Annotated in this window: 17 protein-coding genes and 2 tRNA genes; 6 read left to right on the top strand and 13 right to left on the bottom strand. The window is 52.2% G+C overall.

Annotated elements, in window-relative coordinates:
* Window positions 1-29 precede the first annotated feature (29 nt).
* The 3 genes from dnaB (at window position 30) to ONV78_RS17645 (ending at window position 3654) form a co-directional block, all read left to right on the top strand.
* The gene (gene dnaB / locus ONV78_RS17655) at window positions 30-1460 is read left to right on the top strand and encodes a replicative DNA helicase (protein WP_253938651.1); all 1431 of its coding nucleotides are present in this window, start codon (window positions 30-32) and stop codon (window positions 1458-1460) included.
* Window positions 1460-2584, top strand: coding sequence for an alanine racemase (alr, locus tag ONV78_RS17650; RefSeq protein WP_279505111.1), 1125 nt, complete (start codon window positions 1460-1462; stop codon window positions 2582-2584). The genes dnaB and alr overlap by 1 nt, the downstream gene beginning before the upstream one ends.
* Window positions 2585-2736: 152 nt before the next feature.
* Complete coding sequence (locus ONV78_RS17645; RefSeq protein ID WP_279505110.1) at window positions 2737-3654, top strand: sugar nucleotide-binding protein; 918 nt, start codon at window positions 2737-2739, stop codon at window positions 3652-3654.
* Here the strand turns inward: ONV78_RS17645 and fnr are convergent.
* Both fnr and ONV78_RS17635 read right to left on the bottom strand, forming a co-directional pair.
* A complete protein-coding gene (gene fnr, locus ONV78_RS17640; protein ID WP_279505105.1) occupies window positions 3651-4430 on the bottom strand; it encodes a fumarate/nitrate reduction transcriptional regulator Fnr in 780 nt (259 codons plus the stop codon). The two genes, ONV78_RS17645 and fnr, sit on opposite strands and share 4 nt — an antisense overlap.
* Before the next feature lie 144 nt (window positions 4431-4574).
* Window positions 4575-5591 carry a hypothetical protein gene (locus ONV78_RS17635; protein WP_279505103.1) on the bottom strand — a complete coding sequence of 339 codons (1017 nt, stop codon included), beginning with the start codon at window positions 5589-5591 and terminating at the stop codon, window positions 4575-4577.
* Between the two features lie 310 nt (window positions 5592-5901).
* Between ONV78_RS17635 and ONV78_RS17630 the strand changes: the two genes are divergently transcribed.
* Entirely contained in the window at window positions 5902-6624 is a 723-nt protein-coding gene (locus ONV78_RS17630; protein ID WP_279505100.1) for a lysophospholipid acyltransferase family protein, read from the top strand.
* Between the two features lie 7 nt (window positions 6625-6631).
* Here the strand turns inward: ONV78_RS17630 and ONV78_RS17625 are convergent, their stop codons facing one another.
* From ONV78_RS17625 to ONV78_RS17575, 11 genes are all read right to left on the bottom strand, one after another.
* Window positions 6632-7366: a transporter substrate-binding domain-containing protein gene (locus tag ONV78_RS17625; protein WP_279505098.1), complete on the bottom strand. Its 735-nt coding sequence runs from the start codon at window positions 7364-7366 to the stop codon at window positions 6632-6634.
* Window positions 7367-7550: 184 nt separating this feature from the next.
* On the bottom strand, window positions 7551-8294 hold the full coding sequence (locus ONV78_RS17620; RefSeq protein WP_279505096.1) for a transporter substrate-binding domain-containing protein: 744 nt from the start codon (window positions 8292-8294) through the stop codon (window positions 7551-7553).
* A gap of 230 nt (window positions 8295-8524) precedes the next feature.
* Window positions 8525-8601, bottom strand: a tRNA-Met gene (locus ONV78_RS17615).
* A 64-nt stretch (window positions 8602-8665) separates the two neighbouring features.
* Window positions 8666-9757 carry a redox-regulated ATPase YchF gene (gene ychF, locus ONV78_RS17610; RefSeq protein WP_279505095.1) on the bottom strand — a complete coding sequence of 364 codons (1092 nt, stop codon included), beginning with the start codon at window positions 9755-9757 and terminating at the stop codon, window positions 8666-8668.
* A 242-nt stretch (window positions 9758-9999) separates the two neighbouring features.
* A complete protein-coding gene (gene pth, locus ONV78_RS17605) occupies window positions 10000-10587 on the bottom strand; it encodes an aminoacyl-tRNA hydrolase (protein ID WP_279505093.1) in 588 nt (195 codons plus the stop codon).
* 6 nt (window positions 10588-10593) lie between these two features.
* Entirely contained in the window at window positions 10594-11220 is a 627-nt protein-coding gene (locus ONV78_RS17600; RefSeq protein WP_279505092.1) for a 50S ribosomal protein L25/general stress protein Ctc, read from the bottom strand.
* Window positions 11221-11366: 146 nt separating this feature from the next.
* Complete coding sequence (locus ONV78_RS17595) at window positions 11367-12311, bottom strand: ribose-phosphate diphosphokinase (RefSeq protein ID WP_011395645.1); 945 nt, start codon at window positions 12309-12311, stop codon at window positions 11367-11369.
* 64 nt (window positions 12312-12375) lie between these two features.
* Window positions 12376-12450, bottom strand: a tRNA-Gln gene (locus tag ONV78_RS17590).
* 26 nt (window positions 12451-12476) lie between these two features.
* Window positions 12477-13367 (bottom strand): 4-(cytidine 5'-diphospho)-2-C-methyl-D-erythritol kinase, encoded by an 891-nt coding sequence (gene ispE, locus ONV78_RS17585; protein WP_279505090.1) that lies wholly within the window; start codon window positions 13365-13367, stop codon window positions 12477-12479.
* Between the two features lie 52 nt (window positions 13368-13419).
* Window positions 13420-14040 (bottom strand): lipoprotein insertase outer membrane protein LolB, encoded by a 621-nt coding sequence (lolB, locus tag ONV78_RS17580; RefSeq protein ID WP_279505088.1) that lies wholly within the window; start codon window positions 14038-14040, stop codon window positions 13420-13422.
* A gap of 87 nt (window positions 14041-14127) precedes the next feature.
* On the bottom strand, window positions 14128-15906 hold the full coding sequence (locus ONV78_RS17575) for a tetratricopeptide repeat protein (RefSeq protein WP_279505086.1): 1779 nt from the start codon (window positions 15904-15906) through the stop codon (window positions 14128-14130).
* Window positions 15907-16249: 343 nt separating this feature from the next.
* Between ONV78_RS17575 and hemA the strand changes: the two genes are divergently transcribed.
* Both hemA and prfA read left to right on the top strand, forming a co-directional pair.
* A complete protein-coding gene (gene hemA, locus ONV78_RS17570) occupies window positions 16250-17524 on the top strand; it encodes a glutamyl-tRNA reductase (protein WP_216739602.1) in 1275 nt (424 codons plus the stop codon).
* A 78-nt stretch (window positions 17525-17602) separates the two neighbouring features.
* On the top strand, window positions 17603-18685 hold the full coding sequence (prfA, locus tag ONV78_RS17565) for a peptide chain release factor 1 (protein ID WP_216739601.1): 1083 nt from the start codon (window positions 17603-17605) through the stop codon (window positions 18683-18685).

Genomic DNA, 18685 nt, shown 5'->3' with positions numbered 1-18685 from the left:
CGCTACTCTTAAAAGCTCTGCAAGTCATTATGAATGAGTCAGTAATACGTAAAGATTCGGCCAAGTCTTCGGAAGGGCAGGGCCCAAGCGCCGCCCTGGTTGGTTCCTCTGTGGTAAAGGCTCCGCCCCATTCGATTGAGGCGGAGCAGTCTGTTCTGGGCGGTCTGATGCTGGATAACGCCAGCTGGGACAAGATTTCCGACATCATTACAGCAAAAGACTTTTATCGTCTGGACCATCGCCTGATATTTGGCTCAATTTCCCGATTGGCGAATCTTGGCAGTCCACTGGACGCCATCACTGTCTCGGAGGAGCTGGATAATCGCAACGAGTTGAACTCTGCGGGTGGGTTGGCTTATCTGAGTGAGCTGGCTAAAAACACTCCCAGCGCCGCCAATATTCGCGCCTATGCGGAAATCATTCGCGAACGTTCCGTATTGCGTCAGTTGATTACAGTCGCTAATGAAATCGCCGATGAGGCCTACCAGACGGAAGGGCGCACCAGCACAGAGGTGTTGGATGACGCAGAGCGGCGAGTTTTTCAGATAGCGGAATCCCGGCCCAATCAGGGCGGGCCTGAATCGGTTAATCCGATTCTGACTAAGACCCTTAAGAAAATTGATGAGTTGTTCCACTCAGACGGGGCCATTACAGGTGTTACAACTGGATTTCGTGACCTGGATGATCGCACCTCGGGGATGCAGTCTTCAGACCTGATCATCGTTGCCGGCCGACCTTCCATGGGTAAGACCACATTTGCGATGAACCTGGTTGAGAACGCGCTGATACTGGGGGGTAAGCCTGTCCTGGTATTCAGTATGGAGATGCCTTCCGACTCTATCGTTATGCGTATGCTGTCATCTCTGGGGCGAATTGATCAGACCAAAGTAAGAAGTGGAAAGCTGGATGAGGACGACTGGCCGCGTCTTACATCAGCCGTTAACATGTTGAAAGACAAGCCGTTATACATCGACGATACCGCGGCGTTAAGTCCGACGGAAATGCGCTCCCGGGCGAGAAGGGTGGCGCGGGATCATAATGGTGAAATTGGCTTGATCATGGTGGATTACCTTCAGTTGATGAGGGTGCCGGGAATGACGGAAGGTCGTACGGCCGAAATTTCAGAAATCTCGCGAGGCTTGAAAGCGTTGGCGAAGGAGCTGAACTGTCCTGTGGTCGCCTTGTCCCAGCTTAACCGTAGTTTGGAGCAGCGACCCAATAAGCGGCCAGTTAACTCTGACTTGCGGGAATCTGGAGCGATTGAGCAGGACGCTGACTTGATCATGTTCATCTACCGGGATGAGGTCTATCACGAAGACAGCCCGGACAAAGGTATTGCGGAAATTATTATCGGCAAGCAGCGTAACGGCCCTATCGGAACGGTGCGCTTGGCGTTCATGGGTAAATTCACAAGGTTTGAAGATTTGGCTCACGATTATGGCGGGGGAGACTACGAGTAATGCGTCCATCCCGCGCTCTTATTGATCTGGACGCATTGCGTCACAATGTTCGTTTGCTGAATTCCATTGCTAAAAACGCCCGTTGTGCGGCGGTAATTAAAGCTGATGCATACGGCCATGGCGCAGTGGAAATCGCCCGCGCCCTGAAAGGGGAGGCTCCCAAGCTGGCGGTGGCCTGCTATGATGAGGCGGTGAGTCTGCGTGAAGCGGGTATTACGACGCCGCTATTGGTGCTGGAAGGGTTTTATAGCTCAGAGGAGTTGGCTGACTCTACCCGTTGGCGGGATATAGAGTGGGTCGTGCATGATATGGAGCAATTGGACATGCTGTCCGAGGTGGCCCCTTTGCGCAAAGTAGGTCCTGGTTCCGCCCGGATGCAAACCTGGATCAAGTTGAATACAGGTATGAACCGGTTGGGTCTGCCGTTAAATAAACTGGCTGGCGTCGCTGAGATGCTGCGACAGTTTCCCGGGCTTTCTGTCATTGGGTTGATGACCCACTTCGCGTGCGCTGACGAGCTGAATAGCTTGTTGCAGCAGAAGCAGTGGCGGGCGTTTCAGGCTGGTATGCAGGCGGCGGGATCGGGTGGCTGGAGTTACTCCTCGGCTAACTCGGCTGCTTTGTTGCAATATCCGGAGACTCACCTGGATTGGGTGCGCCCGGGCATTGCGATGTACGGCGCCTCCCCCATGGCGGATAAGACCGGGGCGGAATTTGGCTTGAAGCCGGTAATGACCTTTGAGTCGCGCTTGATTGCTACTCGGGAGCTGCAAGCTGGAGACTCTATTGGCTATGGCGCCGCTTGGACTGCGAACGGCCCAACAAGAATGGGAGTGGTTGCGGTAGGGTATGGCGACGGATATCCAAGACAAATGCAAAATGGTGCGCCTGTCGCCGTGTGCGGTAAGCGGACAAAGATTATTGGGCGGGTGTCCATGGATATGTTGACGGTGGATATCTCTCACATTCCAGAAGCGCGTATTGGGTCGGAGGTAGAGCTGTGGGGCGGGGCGGTTTCCGCTGATGAGGTTGCAGGATATGCGTCAACAATCTCCTATACTTTATTTACGGGCATGACCTCTCGTGTACCCAGGGTATACCTTAATCGCTCGGAAGGGGTTTAAAGCGCAGCGTTAAGCTGGATGATGGGGATAAAGCCTGGGGATCGGGTTTGCGAAAATCCCGTCAAGCAGCCAATATTGTTAACATAATATCTTCAGGCGGCCCGCATTCTAGGGGCGCTAAAGGCCACGAGATACATTTAAGGGGTACATGAGTGATTGTTTGCGTGACGGGAATCGATTCGCCATTAGGCAAGGCTATAGCTCAGCGTTTGCAGCAGAGCGGCATAGCGGTGGAAGGCGTTCCCTACGAGCAGTTTCTCATGACCAATGATGCGATCGTGCGAGCAATGAGGGCGATGCCGTCTGCGGATTTCGTGGTTCATGCTGCGGAGATGGCCGACTTGTTCAAGGCGGAGCAGCATCCGGATTTGGCCTATCAGGTTAATGTGTCCGCTTGTGAGGCGGTAGCGGAGGTGGCGGCTTTATGGAAGGCTCCGATTATTCATCTCTCCAGTCATCTTGTTTTCGATGGCGTCAAAAAGAACCCTTATATATCCGCCAACAAAGGACGTCCTCTTTCCGTGTTTGGGCGGACAAAGCTGCAGAGCGAACAATGGCTCCAGGAAAACTATAGCAAGCATCTGATCTTGAGGGTGGGTTGGTTGCTGGAGGCTGGCGCTCAAGGCTGGCTGCAGACCATGCTTTCCGCGCTGTCTTCAGGGAAGCGCCTAAACGCCAGCACCGATATGCAGCTGACTCCCGTCGCGGTGGATGATGTGGCGAGAGTCGTAGACGCTGTTATCAAGCAGCTGAGTTGTAATATCTCGGTATGGGGCGTTTACCATTATGCTGGCGCTGAAGCTGTCACCCACTATGAACTGTTGAAAGCGATTGTGCTGCAGGCATTTGGACAGGAAGAAATGTTGCAGGCCCTGATCGAGAAAAAGGGCGCTGATGTATTGCCAGGGGTGGCGCTTCCGGCGAATGGCGCGTTAGGTTGTATCAAGCTGCGCAACACTTTTGGCGTCAAGCAGCTTCCCTGGCGTCGTTATCTGCCGGCGTTGATTGAGCAATGTCAGCAGCGTGGCGGCGTAAAACCGACTGAAAACTGCCTGGAAGAGACCCGTTAACGAGCGTTAAGGGCTGATTCCTTCTGGTGCTCCATGCACTTGGTGTCGTGGCGAAGAATTTTCTGCAGTTCGTCCAATTGCAATATCTGAACTTCCCTTCCTTGGACCTTAATAATGCCATTGTTCTGGAAGCGGGTAATGACCCTGCTGACAGTTTCGACGGCCAGGCCTAAATAGTTGCCTATATCGCTGCGAGGCATAGGGAGTCTGAAGTTTGTGCCGGACAGGCGACGACGACTAAAGCGAGTCGACAGGGACAGTAGAAGCGAGGCAATGCGTTCTTCAGCCGAGTTTTTGCTTAGCAGCATGGTAAGCTGCCTGCTCTCCTGAATCTCTTTGCTCATTAATGAGAAAAAGTGGTGCTGCAGGCTGGGGATGTCTGAAGCAAGGTCTTCAAACTTTTCCAGAGGAATTTCGCAAACGCTGGTGCGTTCAAGGGCGACGGCGGAGCAGGAATATTTTTCCATGCTAACGCTGTCCAGACCGATAATCTCGCCAGGCAGATAGAAACCGGTGACCTGTTCCTCGCCTTCCTCGGATACAGTGAATGTTTTGATCGCGCCGCTACGAACTGCGAAGCACGAGCGGAATGGGGTGTGTTGCTCAAAGATATATTCGCCGCGATTGAGCATTTTGCCCTGGCGAATGATTTCTTCCAGACGATCAATATCTTCAGCCCCGACCGCTATAGGAATGCAAAGCTTGCTCAAATTACATTCGTGGCAGCCTCTGTGTAAGCTAAAAGGAGAGGAGGTTGCTATATGCTTGCTTTCCATCGGTTGCCTCGTGGCTGGATGAGTGAAACTGCTTAAAGAGGCTTCTAGGATAGCCAATAGCTATTTAAAAGCAAATCCCTACAACGGGAAATTTACAGGGAAAACCTACGCTCGCCTTTGTTTTTACATAGTTTTCACCTTTTGTTACAACTGGGTCTGAGTGTAACGAATCGCTCTTGCAGGAAGTTCGTTGTTGTCCAGGGTTTTGTAGTAGTCGTCCAACTGTGTGGCGTTGCGCAACTGGTAATGGGGGGTGTAAGAAAATGAGCCCAACCCAACGCCATGTAAGCAACTGACTCCCTGACTAATCAAGCCTGTCCAGGGTAGTGCGAAAAAGTCCTGCGTGATCGGAATAAACGATGCGGACTTAATGCGTCGCTTGAAATCTTTTAACGCCGCCTCCAAACCTGATGTGCCGGCGGATTCCGTTTTATGGCCGGAGAGTAGGATGCCTTGGGGCCTCTCTGTCAGAATTTCCTCAAGATGCTCCGATAGTGCATTGACGGTCGCAGGAGTCGCTTTCAGGCGCAGATAAACGGCTTTGAAGTCGAACGCCCGAATGGTCTGCAGCCAATTCTTAAGGCTCTCAATGGGGAAGGACTGTGCGTATTCGCCAGGGTCATTGATGCAGACAATGTTAAAGCCCAGTCCTTTGATCAGGGCTAGTGCTTCCTCAGAGTCAGGGCGAGCGTCCAGCTCGATGACATGGCGGGCGTCAGTATCGAAGTTTAGTTTGAACTCCCGGCCCAAATAGTACATCACCTGTGTCTGCGCCGCGGGAGTGAGCTGGCGGACCAGATCGCCGAACCAGTGCAGGTACTTAACCTGACTGCCGACGGGGAGGCTTTGCTTGAGTAGTCTCACTTCTTTCACGACATAGTCGATGTACTTCTGCAAATTAGCATTCATGGATGGGAGTCGGCGGGCGTAATTTTCCGCACTGACAAGTGTATTAAAGCAAGGCGCTTGAACGCTCAATGCGAACCCGCCCTCATAATATCGAGCCAGGGAGCTGTTGCGATAATCCGCCTCATAGGCTCCCTCGTCCAAGGCGCTCCAGTTCTCACTGGAGAACTCTTTAGGGGGGGAGTTGAGCAAATAAACCCAGCTATCATTACCCCCATTTTGTTTCGCTTGTTCGACAACCTTTCCAACTGGCATATTGGGTCTCCAACCAGGTAAGAAAACATCTGCGCGCGTTTGACCATCATTGTCAGCGATTTTGCGCGCGCGCCTGCTGTCACACTTGTTGGCAAGTGGATCCCCCCTCTCTCCATGCTCAGTGTATCCAGCTCCCGAAAGGGAGTCTTGATATTGATCAAGGGGTGAGCGGGTGGCTGTCTGAGAGGGTGTACTTTAGTCGCAATATCCCTCAAACAATGGGTTTCTGGGGCGTTGAGGGGTAACATTCATTGCAGCTTTGGGCGGGGAGTTGATATCCTTTGCGGGCATTGAAAAAAGGCGGGCAAAAGTGCAGGCATTTCAGCTATTTCGGTCTTTCGTTTTTTACATTGGGTATGCTTGGGGCGTCATCATCACATCTTTGGTTGGGATGCTGATTGGTCCTTACGTCAATTTTGAAAAGCGTTACTACATCGTCTCCCGGTTTAATGTGTTCGCACTTTGGTGGGCGCGTGTTGTCTGTGGCATACGTTATGAGATCGAAGGGCTGGAGAACATTCCAAAGACGAGCTGTGTGGTTGTCAGCAATCATCAGAGCGCCTGGGAGACTTATTTGCTAGGCGTTATATTTCGTCCTCAGTGTACTGTGCTTAAGCAAGAGTTGATGAAAGTGCCATTTTTTGGTTGGGCGCTAAAGAGATTGAAACCCATCGCCATTGATCGGAGTAAGCCGTCAGCGGCGCTTAAGCAATTGCTTAAGCAGGGAAAGGAGCGTCTGACCTCAGGGTATTGGGTTGTAATTTATCCTGAGGGGACACGCGTTCGCCCTGGGCAGGTTGGTAAATACAACAAGGGCGGCGCTTTGTTGGCCGTCAGTGCTGGCGTTCCTTTGCTGCCTATAGCGCACAACGCTGGAGATTGCTGGCCTGCCGGCAGTATTAGCAAGCGTCCAGGTTTGATAAAGGTGAAAGTCGGCGCGCCAATTGAAACCAGCGGCCGAGCTACTGACGAAGTTCACAAGGAAATGGAAGAGTGGATAAGGCGGACTTCAGCCGCCTTAAGCCAAGCGTAAGAACTCTCTATTTGTAGTTTGAGTACACTTTGTCCAAATAGCCTTCAGTACGCATCTTATCGAGCACTTTGTTGAGGTGCTCAATGCTTTCGTCAGGTGTGTCCTTGTTCATCGCCAGATATAAACTGGTGTCTCTTATAGTAAAGATAGGTTTGATGTCGGAAACTCCAGCCAGCTTGGCGTAGTAGTAGCCTGATGCGGTGCTGGAGATCCAAAGATCCACCTGTCTTTGCTGCAGTCTCTTTGGGTTCAGGCTGTCATCTTCCAGCTCTGAAGCGTTGAAGCCGTTGTTCTTCAAAAATTGCGCTCTGGAGTCATCCTTGTAGCAGCCAATCAGATAGGGCTTGGCGTCTTCTACAGAGTTTATTTTGATAGTTGTGTCATTCCTTGCGAAGAAGACCCAGTCATTCTTGGCGAGGGGGCCGACCCACTTGAACAGTGGTTTGCGTGCGTCAGTCAGTGTAGTGCCGAATACGCCACGGAATTCCTTGCGTTGTGCAAAGTTGTAAGCGTAATTCCAGTTTCTGAGCTTCATGCGGTAGTCGTAACCTGAGCGTTTGAAGAGCTCTTTTACAATGTCTACGTTGATGCCGCTGATAGCGTCAGCTTTGTGTTCGTACTTGTGGTCTTCCTCGCCCATGTTAAAAGGCGGGAAATTTTCCGTGACCAGGTTAAAGGTTTCGCCACGAGCAATGGCGGACAGAAAGAGAACAGAAACCAACAATAGCTTCTTAGCGATCATTAAATCACCTCAAACGGCTGGGCGGATAGTGTTCTGACTAACGATTAGTCTGGCTGCTTATTAAACAGCTGGTGTAGGTGACTTCCGAATAAGTAGTTTTCCGGATAAGCGAAGAAAAAAGGGTGGGAAAGCCCCTGCGAGGCCCGTGGATTCGGGCTTCGCAGGATTTGTAAGGCTCTGTTGTTTATCTGTATCGGGCGGTAATTTTGTCCAATTCGCCGCTGGAACGCATTTTTTCCAGGGCTTCGTTCAGTTTATTCACATACTCATCTGGCGTTTCCTTGTTTACCGCCAAAAAGAGCTGCGTCTCTTTAACTGTGAAGACAGGCTTGATGTTGGTGACGCCATTCTTGGCAGCATAATATGGGCCGGAGACGGGGCCGGATATCCAGAGATCGATCTGGCCGTTTTGCAGTCTTTTGGGGTTCAGGGCGTCGTCGTCCAAGCTGGAAGTCTCAAAGCCATTGGAAAGTAGCCACTGTTCTCTAACATCCCCTTTATAAGCGCCTATCTTGTACTTCTTGGCGTCTTCAACAGAATTGATTTTAATCGTAGAGCCAGCCTTGGCGTACAGTACCCAGCCGTCAGAGGCGATAGGGCCAACCCATTTGAAAAGCGGTTTGCGAGCGTCGGTGAGAGTGGTTCCAAATACTCCCCGGAACTCTTTGCGCTGAGCGTAGTTGTATGCGTAGCTCCAATTACGCAGCTTCATGGTGTAACCGATTTTCGCCTTGGTAAAAATCTGTTTAACAACATCAGTAATCAGACCGGTAATATCCTCGGGTCTGTGTTCGTACTCAGCATCATTAACGCTCATGTTGTAGGGAGGGAAGTTCTCGGTAACCAGATTGAAAGTTACCTCTTCCGCATTTGCTGATAAGCAGAGAGTGGCGCATAACGCCAAGAGAAGGGAGCGAAAATAATACATGTCTTAACCTCGAATGTAGCTACCCCATTAAGGATAGTCCGTCTATCCGAAAAATCCACGGTATGCCGAGAATTTTTTTTGTTATTTTGTTGATTTTATTAACAAAAGTACACACTGAAAGTGGATGTGCTTTATTTTTATGCGCTTTGGTCGTTGGGTGCGTGGCGGTGGTGCAGGAAAGAGGGGAGTAGAAACAAAAAAGCCCGCTTTAAAAGCGGGCTTTCGAAACTTGGTAGCAAGGGGCGGATTTGAACCGCCGACCCCAGCATTATGAGTGCTGTGCTCTAACCAACTGAGCTACCTTGCCGTCTCATTTGAGGCGCGTATTCTGTTGTTTTTTGGTGGGCTTGTCAACCCTAAAAATCATCAGTTTATACGTTAAACCTGAAATGAATTACGTCGCCGTCTTGAACGATGTAATCCTTGCCTTCCAGGCGCCATTTTCCGGCTTCTTTGGCTCCTTGTTCTCCATTGAAGGAGGTGAAGTCGTCATAGCTGACGATTTCCGCCCGAATGAATCCGCGCTCGAAATCGGAGTGGATGACGCCCGCCGCCTGAGGCGCCGTTGCGCCGATCTTAACGGTCCATGCGCGGACTTCTTTTACGCCAGCGGTAAAATAAGTCTGCAGGCCCAGCAGTTTGTAGCCGGCCCGAATGACGCGATCAAGCCCGGGTTCTTCCATGCCCAGGTCGGCCAGGAATTCGGCTTTCTCTTCGTCTTCCAGTTCTGCGATTTCGGATTCCAGCTTGTTGCAGATGGGGACGACGATAGCGCCTTCTTTTTCGGCGATGGCTTGCACTACGTCAAGGTGAGGGTTGTTCTCGAAACCGTCTTCGGCAACGTTGGCGATGTACATGGTTGGCTTTACGGTAAGTAGGCAAAGCTCTCTGATCGCCAGCATTTCATCTGCGCTGAGATTCAGGGCGCGTACAGGCTTGGCCTCGTTCAGGTGTGGCAGTAACTTTTCCATCACCTCAATTTGCTGTTTGGCGAATTTGTCTCCGCCTTTGGCGATGCGCGAGATCCGCTTGATGCCTTTTTCTACGGTGTCCAGGTCGGCGAGGGCCAGCTCTGTATTGATGACGTCAATATCGGCGGCTGGATCGACTTTATTCGCCACGTGAACCACATTCTCGTCAGCAAAGCAGCGCACTACGTGTGCAATGGCGTCGGTCTGTCTAATGTTTGCCAGAAACTGGTTGCCCAGGCCTTCGCCCTTGGATGCGCCGGCAACTAAGCCTGCGATATCGACAAATTCCATGGTGGTGGGGATGACTTTCTGCGGCTTGACGATTTCCGCCAGCTTTTGCAAACGAGGGTCGGGCATGGCGACGATGCCTGAGTTGGGCTCAATGGTGCAAAAAGGGAAGTTTTCGGCGTCGATGCCCGCTTGGGTGAGTGCGTTGAATAGAGTTGATTTGCCTACGTTAGGGAGTCCGACTATGCCGCAATTAAATCCCATGATATGTCCTCAAAGCTCGGAAATTTAAGTAATAAAGTCTCTATAAAGTCTCGGCTGCCCATCCTGTGCAGACGATGCAATAAATTTGCTGTCTGATTTGAAGGGCGGAAAACTAAGCCGCAGGCTCAAGCTTTGAGGGCTGCGGGTGGTAATCTTGAAACCGGTGCGCTTTAGGCGCGTTAGTGGGCGCAAATTATACGCATTCGGAGAGGTGTGAGCCAGTTGGCTGGGGAGGAAATGCGTCAGGCGCGAAAGCTGTGCAGGCGGTTCATCGCGGTGTCCCACTGACCGGAAACGATTGCCTCCAGGTGGGTGTCCAGCTGATAAAACGCAGATTCCAGCTTGTCCATATCCTCTTTGTTGATTCTGCCAAGGACATGGCCTGTCACTTTGCTTTTGTCCCCGGGATGGCCGATACCGAGTCGCATGCGGGGGAAGTCTTTATTTCCTCCAAAGCAGCGAATGATATCGCGCAGGCCGTTGTGTCCTCCATGTCCGCCGCCAAATTTGAGGCGAAGCGTTCCGGCGTCAATGTCCAGTTCATCGTGCGCCACCAGTATATTTTCCAGTTCAATTTTGTAGAACTGGCTGAGGCTCAGAACGGATTGACCGCTGCGGTTCATGAAAGTGGTGGGAAAAAGCAGGTGGATGTCTTCGCCAGCGATGGATATTTTGCAATAGTCGCCGTGAAGCTTTTTGTCCGGTCTTAAGAATTGGCCCTTCTTTCTGGCTAGGTGCTCTAACCAGAGAGCCCCGGCGTTATGCCGGGTCTGGGCATAGTCGGGGCCAGGATTTCCTAGCCCGACAATGGCGCGAACAGGCTTCGACATGGAGCCTTATTCAGCCTCAGCTTCGCCTTCAGCTTCGTCAGCCTTGGCACCTTTCGGCTTGTGTACTGAAACAACAGGCAGGTCGTGGTCTGCGCCTTTTACCAGCTCAGCCAGCTCAACGCCTTCAGGCAGTTTCAGGTCGGAAAGGTGCAGGATTTGCTCAACCTGTACGGAAGTCATGTCGACTTCGATGAACTCAGGCAGGTTGGCAGGCAAACATACTACTTCAACTTCTGTTTGCTGGTGAGAGATGCTGCCGCCGCCTTGACGTACGCCTTCGCACTTTTCTTCGTTGATGAAGTGCAGAGGAACATTTACGTGCAGTTTCTGATCTTTTTGTACGCGCAGGAAGTCAGCGTGCATGATGATCGGCTTGTATGGGTGGCGTTGCAGATCTTTCAGGATGACGGACTCAGTAGTTCCTTCAACGTCCAGGGTCAGAATGTGAGAGTAGAACGCTTCATTCTGCAGGGCGTGGCTCAGCTGGTTGTGGCTGACGGAAATGGCTACAGGAGCGGTTTCGCCGCCGTAGATGATTCCAGGAACTTTGCCGTCAATGCGACGTAGGCGGCGGCTCGCACCTTTCCCCTGAACGTCACGCTTTTCAGCGTCTAAGCTAAATTCATTACTCATGATTATTTCCTCAGTTTTAAACCCGGCAGATCCGCGACCAGATCTGAAGGGCATTGTGGTTACCGGTTGAAATCACCGGTGTCTTAAACAAACAAAGCTTCCATCAAGGAAGCTTTGTCGCTTTATCCCGATATATAGCGGGATAATTATCCAAACATGGCGCTGATTGACTCTTCGTTGCAAACGCGACGAATCGATTCGGCCAATAGGCCCGCCAAAGAAAGCTGGCGGATTTTATCACATTTCTGGGCTTTGTCACTCAATGGAATTGTGTCGGTAACCACAAGCTCGTCCAGTACGGAGTTTTCGATGTTTTCGATAGCCGGGCCGGAGAGCACAGGGTGAGTGATGTAAGCGATAACTTTGCTGGCGCCGTGCTCTTTTAGAGCGTTGGCGGCTTTGCAAAGGGTTCCTGCTGTGTCCACGATGTCGTCGACCAGGATACAAACCTTATCTTGCACTTCGCCGATAATGTGCATGACCTGAGCTTCGTTGGCGCGTGGGCGACGTTTGTCTATGATCGCCAGATCTGCGTCGTCAAGTCGCTTGGCGAATGCGCGGGCGCGCACAACGCCGCCAACATCTGGGGAAACGACAACGAAGTTTTCAAAATTGCGACGCTCGATATCGTCAAGCATGACCGGAGTGGCGTAGGCGTTGTCCACTGGAATGTGGAAGAAGCCCTGGATCTGGTCTGCGTGAAGATCCACGGTCAGTACGCGATTGATGCCGACGCCGGTAAGTATGTCCGCAACGACTTTTGCGCTGATAGGGACACGGGAAGAGCGGGGTCTGCGATCCTGGCGAGCATAACCGTAATAAGGGATTACTGCAGTGATTCTACCTGCCGAAGCTCTTCTGAGCGCATCAGCCATAACCACCAGCTCCATCAAATTATCATTGGTGGGCGCACAAGTAGGCTGAATAATGAAAACGTCCCGACCGCGCACGTTTTCATTGATCTCCACCGATACTTCGCCATCGCTGAAGCGGGTGACGGCTGCGGCGCCCATAGGGATATGGAGCGTATCAACGACGTTCTTGGCTAGTTCGGGGTTTGCTTGGCCGGTAAAAACCATTAACTTGGACACGGGACGTACCTTCATAATAGCGTCTAGGCAAATAATGAATTTTTAAAGGAGTGGGTTTGGAAGTTGGCTGGGGTGGTAGGATTCGAACCTACGCATGACGGGATCAAAACCCGCTGCCTTACCGCTTGGCTACACCCCAGTGGAGTCGCATTTCTGCTATCAGTTTTAATGATGACGCCATTTTTTGAGTTCTGACTGAACTGGCGACTCATTAATGCTCTTGGCGACAAAGCCGTGATATTTTGTCGGCATTTGGGAGAGAACATATTCCGCTCGCTTTTTTTCGGAGAAGCTTGCAAAGATGCAGGCCCCTGTTCCGGTTAATCTAGCTGGCGAAAATTGATCTAGCCAATTTATCGCCTCGCGAATCTCTGGGTACATCCTGCAAACTACTGTTTCACAGTCGTTTCGGAGGTTTTCGAGATCTCCCTCAAGAGCGGGCGCTATTGTGCTTTTTGGTGTGTCTCTTGTCAACCACTTATCTGAAAAAATTTTAGCGGTGGAGATATGGAGGTTTGGGTGGATGACTAAATACCATTTTTCCTGAGTGTCGACGGGATGGAGGATGTCTCCCACGCCTTCAGCGAAAGCCGTCGCGCCGCGGACGAATACGGGTACGTCCGCCCCGAGTTTTAATCCCAGTTCGGCCAGAGTTTCTGTATCGAGATCTGTATTCCACAATGTATTTAGCGCTAACAATGTCGTCGCTGCGTTGGAGCTGCCGCCGCCGATACCGCCGCCCATTGGCAGCCTCTTATCTATATAGATGGAGACTCCGCTGATTTGCTTAACCTTATTTGGGCTTGTGGCCGCCACATGTTCTTTTAGTAGGTGGGCGGCTTTGATGATGAGGTTGTCTGCTTCCGGCACGCCGGGGAGATTTGGCTCCAGCGTGATGCTTTGATCATCTCGGGGAGTGAAGCTCAGGCTGTCGCCGTAATCCAGTAATTGAAACAGAGTCTGCAGTTCGTGGTAGCCATCAGGACGTCTGCCTGTGATGTGTAGAAAAAGATTCAGTTTCGCTGGAGAGCTTAGTGTCAGGGTTTCGTTGCGCATAGGGAGTGTGAGCGGGTTAAAACGGGTGATTACTGGATTGAGGTTGTGGCGCTCAGGGGCGCCACTCCGTTATGGCCAGTTTGACGCGGGCGTCATCGCTGGTAAGCGTGATTTTCTCCGGTAGCGAGAGGTCGCCGACCTGGGTGAAGCGGCCATACTCAATCAGCCAGCCATTCTGTTCAATGCTGACCAGCTCGCCATCAACGCTGAATGTCAGTTTGTTGGCCTCGTTCGCGTCAGGCACGCCGCGCACCCAGTAGGGGAGTGATTCAATTGGAATTGACCATCCAAGGGCGCGCTCCAGTAGTTGCTGTGGGTGTTCGGAGAATAATGGTTCGTTATCAGGCTGTGAAAGGCGGATGCCTTTGGGGGAGCCTTCTATTTGTGTTGCGCCTAACCCTAATAAAGAAGAAGAAACGTGAATGGCGAAGTGATCGCCCTGTTGGTTCCATTCGTTGATGAGGGCGCTATCCAGGCGGTCTCCTCTACGCACGCTCAGTTTGCCTTGCAGTCGCCAGTGGTCGAACGCCAGCAGGGAGCTTTTGCGTTGTGACCAGTCGCCCGGCGCATTCAGGGTGGTTTCTTTGGGGGGCGTCAGCTGGCATCCGCTTAAAGCGACCAGTGTTGTAAGCAGTGCGGCGAAAAGGCGTCCGCCAGAAAATGTTTTTGACATCTATCGCGTCCGTTTATATGGATGGCTTGTCTGAATTGATTTTCGGGCGGGATTGATGCTCCCGCCCGAAAATGAGTTATGAGGGAGTTAAAGGTCTACGTTCAGGCGTTTCAGGGTTTCATTCAGAAGCCGGTGATCGGGTTTTGTGTTCAGCGCTTCACGCCAAATATTTTTGGCGTCGTCCTGTTTGCCGAGAGACCAGAGTACTTCGCCTAAATGAGAGGCGACCTCGGGGTCGGGAAACTTGGAGTAGGCTTCCTGGAGGAAGCCGACAGCTTCGCCAGATTTACCTAAACGGAACAGCACCCAACCCATGCTATCAAGTATGGCGGGATTGCCTGGGTCCAACTCCAACGCCTTGTTGATCAGATTGTACGCTTCTTGGGTGCGGTCAGTGCGGTCGGCAAGGGTATAGCCCAGTGCGTTCAGTGCGACGGCGTTATCGGGATCAAGCGCAATGATGTGGCGCAGATCGTCTTCCATGCCTTCCAGCAATCCCATGCGGTCTTTCAGCATGGCTCTGGCGTAAAGCAGCTGCAGATCTTCAGGGTATTCTTCTACGGCCTGGTCTGAAAGTTTCAACGCGGCGTCGAGGTCGTCCAACTCCAGCATAAGGTTGATTTGCAGTTCCCATAGCTGGCTGGCCTGGGAGGGCAAACTTTCCCGAGCTTCGGTGAATGCGGCTTCCGCTTCGCTTTGGCGGCCTGATCGGATCAGGAGATAGGCGGAGCGCGCAAGGGCGTTGAAGTAATGGCCGCCACGGGTCACATTCTGGTAATGCTGGATAGCGTCTTCGACTCGGTCTTCCTGGTCGGCGATGCGCGCCAGATAAAAATGAGCTTCATTGAGATGCTGCCCTTGCTTGACCAGATCCTCTAAATGTTTGCGGGCTTCTTGTGTATGTTGGTTTTCAAGGGAGACCAGCGCATAAGAGAGCTTGAGGTGCGGCGTATTTGGGAAGCGATTCATCAGCTCCTTATATATAGACTGTGCGGCGTCGAAATTGTGCGCTTCAATCTGTGTGCGGGCGTATAGCGCGCCGACTTGCACTTCATCAGGATGCTTGGCGTACTGCTTTTTCAAATAGGCGAGAGAGACATCAACGCCTTTGACGCTTTTCAGCAGGCGAGCGCGTAAGGCGATCACCGCTGGATTATCTGGTGAGGTCTTTAGCAGCGGGTCGGTGCTGGTGAGAGCGGCTTCTTCCATGCCATTGATTTCCTGCAGCACGGCGTAGCCATACATTAATTCGCCGTTCTCCGGGTGACGCTCCAGGATCTTTTTGTACAGATTGAGCAGCTCTTTCTTCTCTTCGTCGGTCAGGTTTTTGGCGTGGACAGCGAGGCGGTCGAACGTTGTCGGTCCTTCAAGCTCCAGCACCTGCTCCATGTGAGACAGCGCTTCTGGATACTGCTTTTGCTTAATGAGCTGGAAGGCGGCCAATTGGTGAGCGTCTACGTTCTCCGGCTCCACTTCGGTCCACAGCAGCGTCATTTCGGTCATGGCCGCGTCATCCTTTATATACTGCGCGGCATTGAGCGCCCGGCGTATAACGCCGATGTCGCGAGTCTCGCGGGCGACTTTCAAATAGTTCTGCAACAACATGTCAACTTGGCCGCGCTGCCCCGCGACTTCGGCGGTAAGCAAGTCCAACAGTGTGGAGCGGCTGAATTGTTGCGGATAGGGAGATTGTTCATCCGGGGCGGGGGCAAGCTCGGAGTCATCGTAGGCTTGGAGCACCGGGATGGGGCGTTGTGTGACGGGGTCCGTCACTTCTTGTGTTTTTTGCAGGCCGGCGATCTGACTGCAACCGGGGAAAACAACACAAACCACCGCGCTGAGCAGCGCTCGATGCAAATATTTCATTGATACTATCTTATTACCGGTCTTATGACGTTTTATCGAGAGGTTCGCTGACAAGCTAGCATATACCTCCTACTTAGCATAGCTCTATTCATTAAAGCTTGTTAACCGCTCGAAGCCTTTATTGGCGAGAGGTAAATCCTTCTCTTTGCAGTTTATTTTGCAATGGTTTTCAACTGCGCTGAGGATGGGCGGCGGAAGCGGAAAATTCAGGAATGGCCGCCTATAATTTGTTTTAGATTAAAACTTCGTCGCCGCGATTTCGGTATATTTTTTAAGATAAGTCATTGTGCGCAGCGGCCAGCGCGTTAAAATGGTCGCCGGCTTGGGAGATGTCCTGGTTGTTATGGCGCTTTTTGTTATAAGTATTAATCATAAAACCGCCCCGGTTGCGATCCGGGAGAAGGTGGCGTTCGGCCCGGAAAAGATGGCCGATGCATTGGCGCACCTGCGCTGCCGCCCTGATATCGACGAAGTCACTATCCTTTCTACGTGCAATCGCACGGAGTTGTACTGCTCCACGCCGGGAGAGCCGGATGAGATAAGCCTGATAGAGTGGCTTGGGCAGTACCATCAAGTTAGCCTCACCGAACTGAAAGCCTGTTGCAATATATATAATGATGAAGATGCTGCGCAGCATATGATGCGCGTCGCCAGCGGCATTGATTCCATGGTGTTGGGCGAGCCTCAGATTCTTGGGCAAATGAAGGAAGCGCATGCTTCCGGTCGAGCCGCTGGTTCGTTGGGCGGCCCTTTGGATCGCCTGTTTCAGCATGCTTTCGCTGTGGCGAAGCGGGTGCGGACTGAAACCGCGATCGGCGAAAACCCTGTCTCCGTTGCCTATGCTGCGGTGAGCATGGCGTCGCATATTTTTTCTAATATGGGGCAAAATACCGCTCTGTTGATTGGCGCTGGCGAGACAATCGAGCTGGTGGCGCGTCATTTGTACCGCGCTGGGGTGCGTTCACTGATTGTCGCCAATCGTACGCTCTCCCGGGCCAGAGATCTGGCCGCCGAATTTCACGGCAGCGCTATAGGTCTCTCCGATATCCCGGAATATCTGCACCGTGCGGATATCGTTATTGCTTCCACCGCCAGCCCGCTGCCTATTCTTGGTAAGGGAGCGGTGGAGAAGGCGCTCAAGCGCCGCAAGCATAAACCCATGTTTATGGTGGATATCGCGGTTCCCAGAGATATAGAAGAAGAAGTCAGCGAACTCGCCGATGTATACCTCTATACCGTCGACGATCTGCGTCAAGTCATCGAAGACAACATGAAGTCGCGAGAAGGCGCCGCTGAAGAAGCTGAGCGTTTGATTGCGGCAGGCGCTGCGGATTTCATGTATCATCTGCGCGCTCTTGATTCGGTGTCGGTTTTGCGGCGCTTTCGCGATCAGGCGGAAGGCGTCCGCGACGGAGAGCTGCAGAAAGCCATCAGACTGCTTAACCGGGGGGACGACCCCGAATCCGTCCTGCGCATGCTGGCTCATGGACTCACCAATAAGCTGATACACCATCCTACCGTTCAGGTTCGTCGCGCTTCCGCGGAAGGGCGTCAGGAAGTGACTGGCTGGTTGCGGGATCTGTTTCAGCTTCCGGATGAAAAAGTTAAGAACGATTAGCGTCCGTTGAGGCCGGAATCCGGCCAACCTCTATCCCCGTTTCGGTCGACTGCGTAATTTCACTATGGTTATTGGTTTATGAAAGAATCGATTAAGTTAAAGCTCGATCTTTTGAAAGATCGTTATGAGGAAGTAGGGGCGTTGCTCTCCGACCCGGACATCATCAGCGTCCAGGAAAAGTTTAAAGAATTGTCGAAAGAGTACGCGGAGCTGGAGCCGGTGGTGCAGTGCTATCAGGAATACCAGAACGCGTTAAACGCCATTGAAGAGTCCAAACTGTTGCTTAACGACAGTGATGCGGACATGCGGGAAATGGCGAAAGAAGAACTGGCAGCGGCGGAAGAGTCCAGCGAGCAGTTAGAGAAAGATCTGCAGATTCTGTTGTTGCCCCGCGACCCGCGTGATGGCTCCAACGTGTTTCTTGAAATTCGCGCAGGCACCGGCGGCGATGAGGCGGCTATTTTCGCAGGCGATCTGTTCCGTATGTATTCCCGCTACGCCGAACTGAAAAAGTGGAAAGTGGAGATCGTCAGCGAAAGTCCTGGCGAACATGGCGGCTATAAAGAAGTGATCAGTCGCGTTGCCGGCGATAATGTCTTCAGTTTGCTGAAATTCGAATCCGGCGCTCATCGCGTGCAGCGGGTGCCCGAGACGGAATCGCAAGGCCGCATTCACACTTCCGCCTGCACGGTGGCGATACTTCCAGAAGTTGAGGAAGTAGGGGACGTTGACATTAATCCCGCAGATTTGCGCGTAGATACTTACCGCGCCTCCGGGGCGGGTGGTCAGCACGTTAACAAAACCGACTCCGCTATTCGTATCACCCACTTGCCGTCAGGCATTGTCGTGGAATGTCAGGACGAGCGTTCGCAGCACAAAAACCGCGCTAAAGCCATGTCATTGCTGAAAGCCAAGCTGCTTTCCTCCGCGCAGGAAAAACAAGCGAAGGAACAGGCTCAGACGCGTAAATCGCTGGTGGGCAGCGGCGACCGCTCCGAACGTATCCGCACCTACAATTATCCACAAGGGCGCATCACAGATCACCGCATCAATCTGACTTTGTACAAACTGGAGGAAGTGGTGCAGGGCGATCTTGATCCGGTAATCCAGCCTTTGTTGCAAGAGTATCAGGCGGAGATGCTGGCCAGCATCAGCGAATAA

It is taken from the genome of Hahella sp. CR1 (genome assembly GCF_029813005.1).
In the GTDB taxonomy this organism is placed as follows: Bacteria; Pseudomonadota; Gammaproteobacteria; order Pseudomonadales; family Oleiphilaceae; genus Hahella.
The sequence above is the reverse complement of the archived record's forward strand: the minus strand, read 5'-3'. Positions and strand labels throughout refer to the sequence as shown.

Bases quoted from the DNA above. Each gene is read 5' to 3' on its own strand.
- pth (WP_279505093.1), bottom strand. From the start codon at position 10,587: ATGTCGAAGCCTGTTCGCGCCATTGTCGGGCTAGGAAATCCTGGCCCC.
- ychF (WP_279505095.1), bottom strand. From the start codon at position 9,757: ATGGGATTTAATTGCGGCATAGTCGGACTCCCTAACGTAGGCAAATCA.
- alr (WP_279505111.1), top strand. From the start codon at position 1,460: ATGCGTCCATCCCGCGCTCTTATTGATCTGGACGCATTGCGTCACAAT.
- prfA (WP_216739601.1), top strand. From the start codon at position 17,603: ATGAAAGAATCGATTAAGTTAAAGCTCGATCTTTTGAAAGATCGTTAT.
- ONV78_RS17575 (WP_279505086.1), bottom strand. From the start codon at position 15,906: ATGAAATATTTGCATCGAGCGCTGCTCAGCGCGGTGGTTTGTGTTGTT.
- ONV78_RS17625 (WP_279505098.1), bottom strand. From the start codon at position 7,366: ATGATCGCTAAGAAGCTATTGTTGGTTTCTGTTCTCTTTCTGTCCGCC.
- dnaB (WP_253938651.1), top strand. From the start codon at position 30: ATGAATGAGTCAGTAATACGTAAAGATTCGGCCAAGTCTTCGGAAGGG.
- hemA (WP_216739602.1), top strand. From the start codon at position 16,250: ATGGCGCTTTTTGTTATAAGTATTAATCATAAAACCGCCCCGGTTGCG.
- ONV78_RS17600 (WP_279505092.1), bottom strand. From the start codon at position 11,220: ATGAGTAATGAATTTAGCTTAGACGCTGAAAAGCGTGACGTTCAGGGG.
- fnr (WP_279505105.1), bottom strand. From the start codon at position 4,430: ATGGAAAGCAAGCATATAGCAACCTCCTCTCCTTTTAGCTTACACAGA.
- ONV78_RS17620 (WP_279505096.1), bottom strand. From the start codon at position 8,294: ATGTATTATTTTCGCTCCCTTCTCTTGGCGTTATGCGCCACTCTCTGC.
- ispE (WP_279505090.1), bottom strand. From the start codon at position 13,367: ATGCGCAACGAAACCCTGACACTAAGCTCTCCAGCGAAACTGAATCTT.
- lolB (WP_279505088.1), bottom strand. From the start codon at position 14,040: ATGTCAAAAACATTTTCTGGCGGACGCCTTTTCGCCGCACTGCTTACA.
- ONV78_RS17635 (WP_279505103.1), bottom strand. From the start codon at position 5,591: ATGCCAGTTGGAAAGGTTGTCGAACAAGCGAAACAAAATGGGGGTAAT.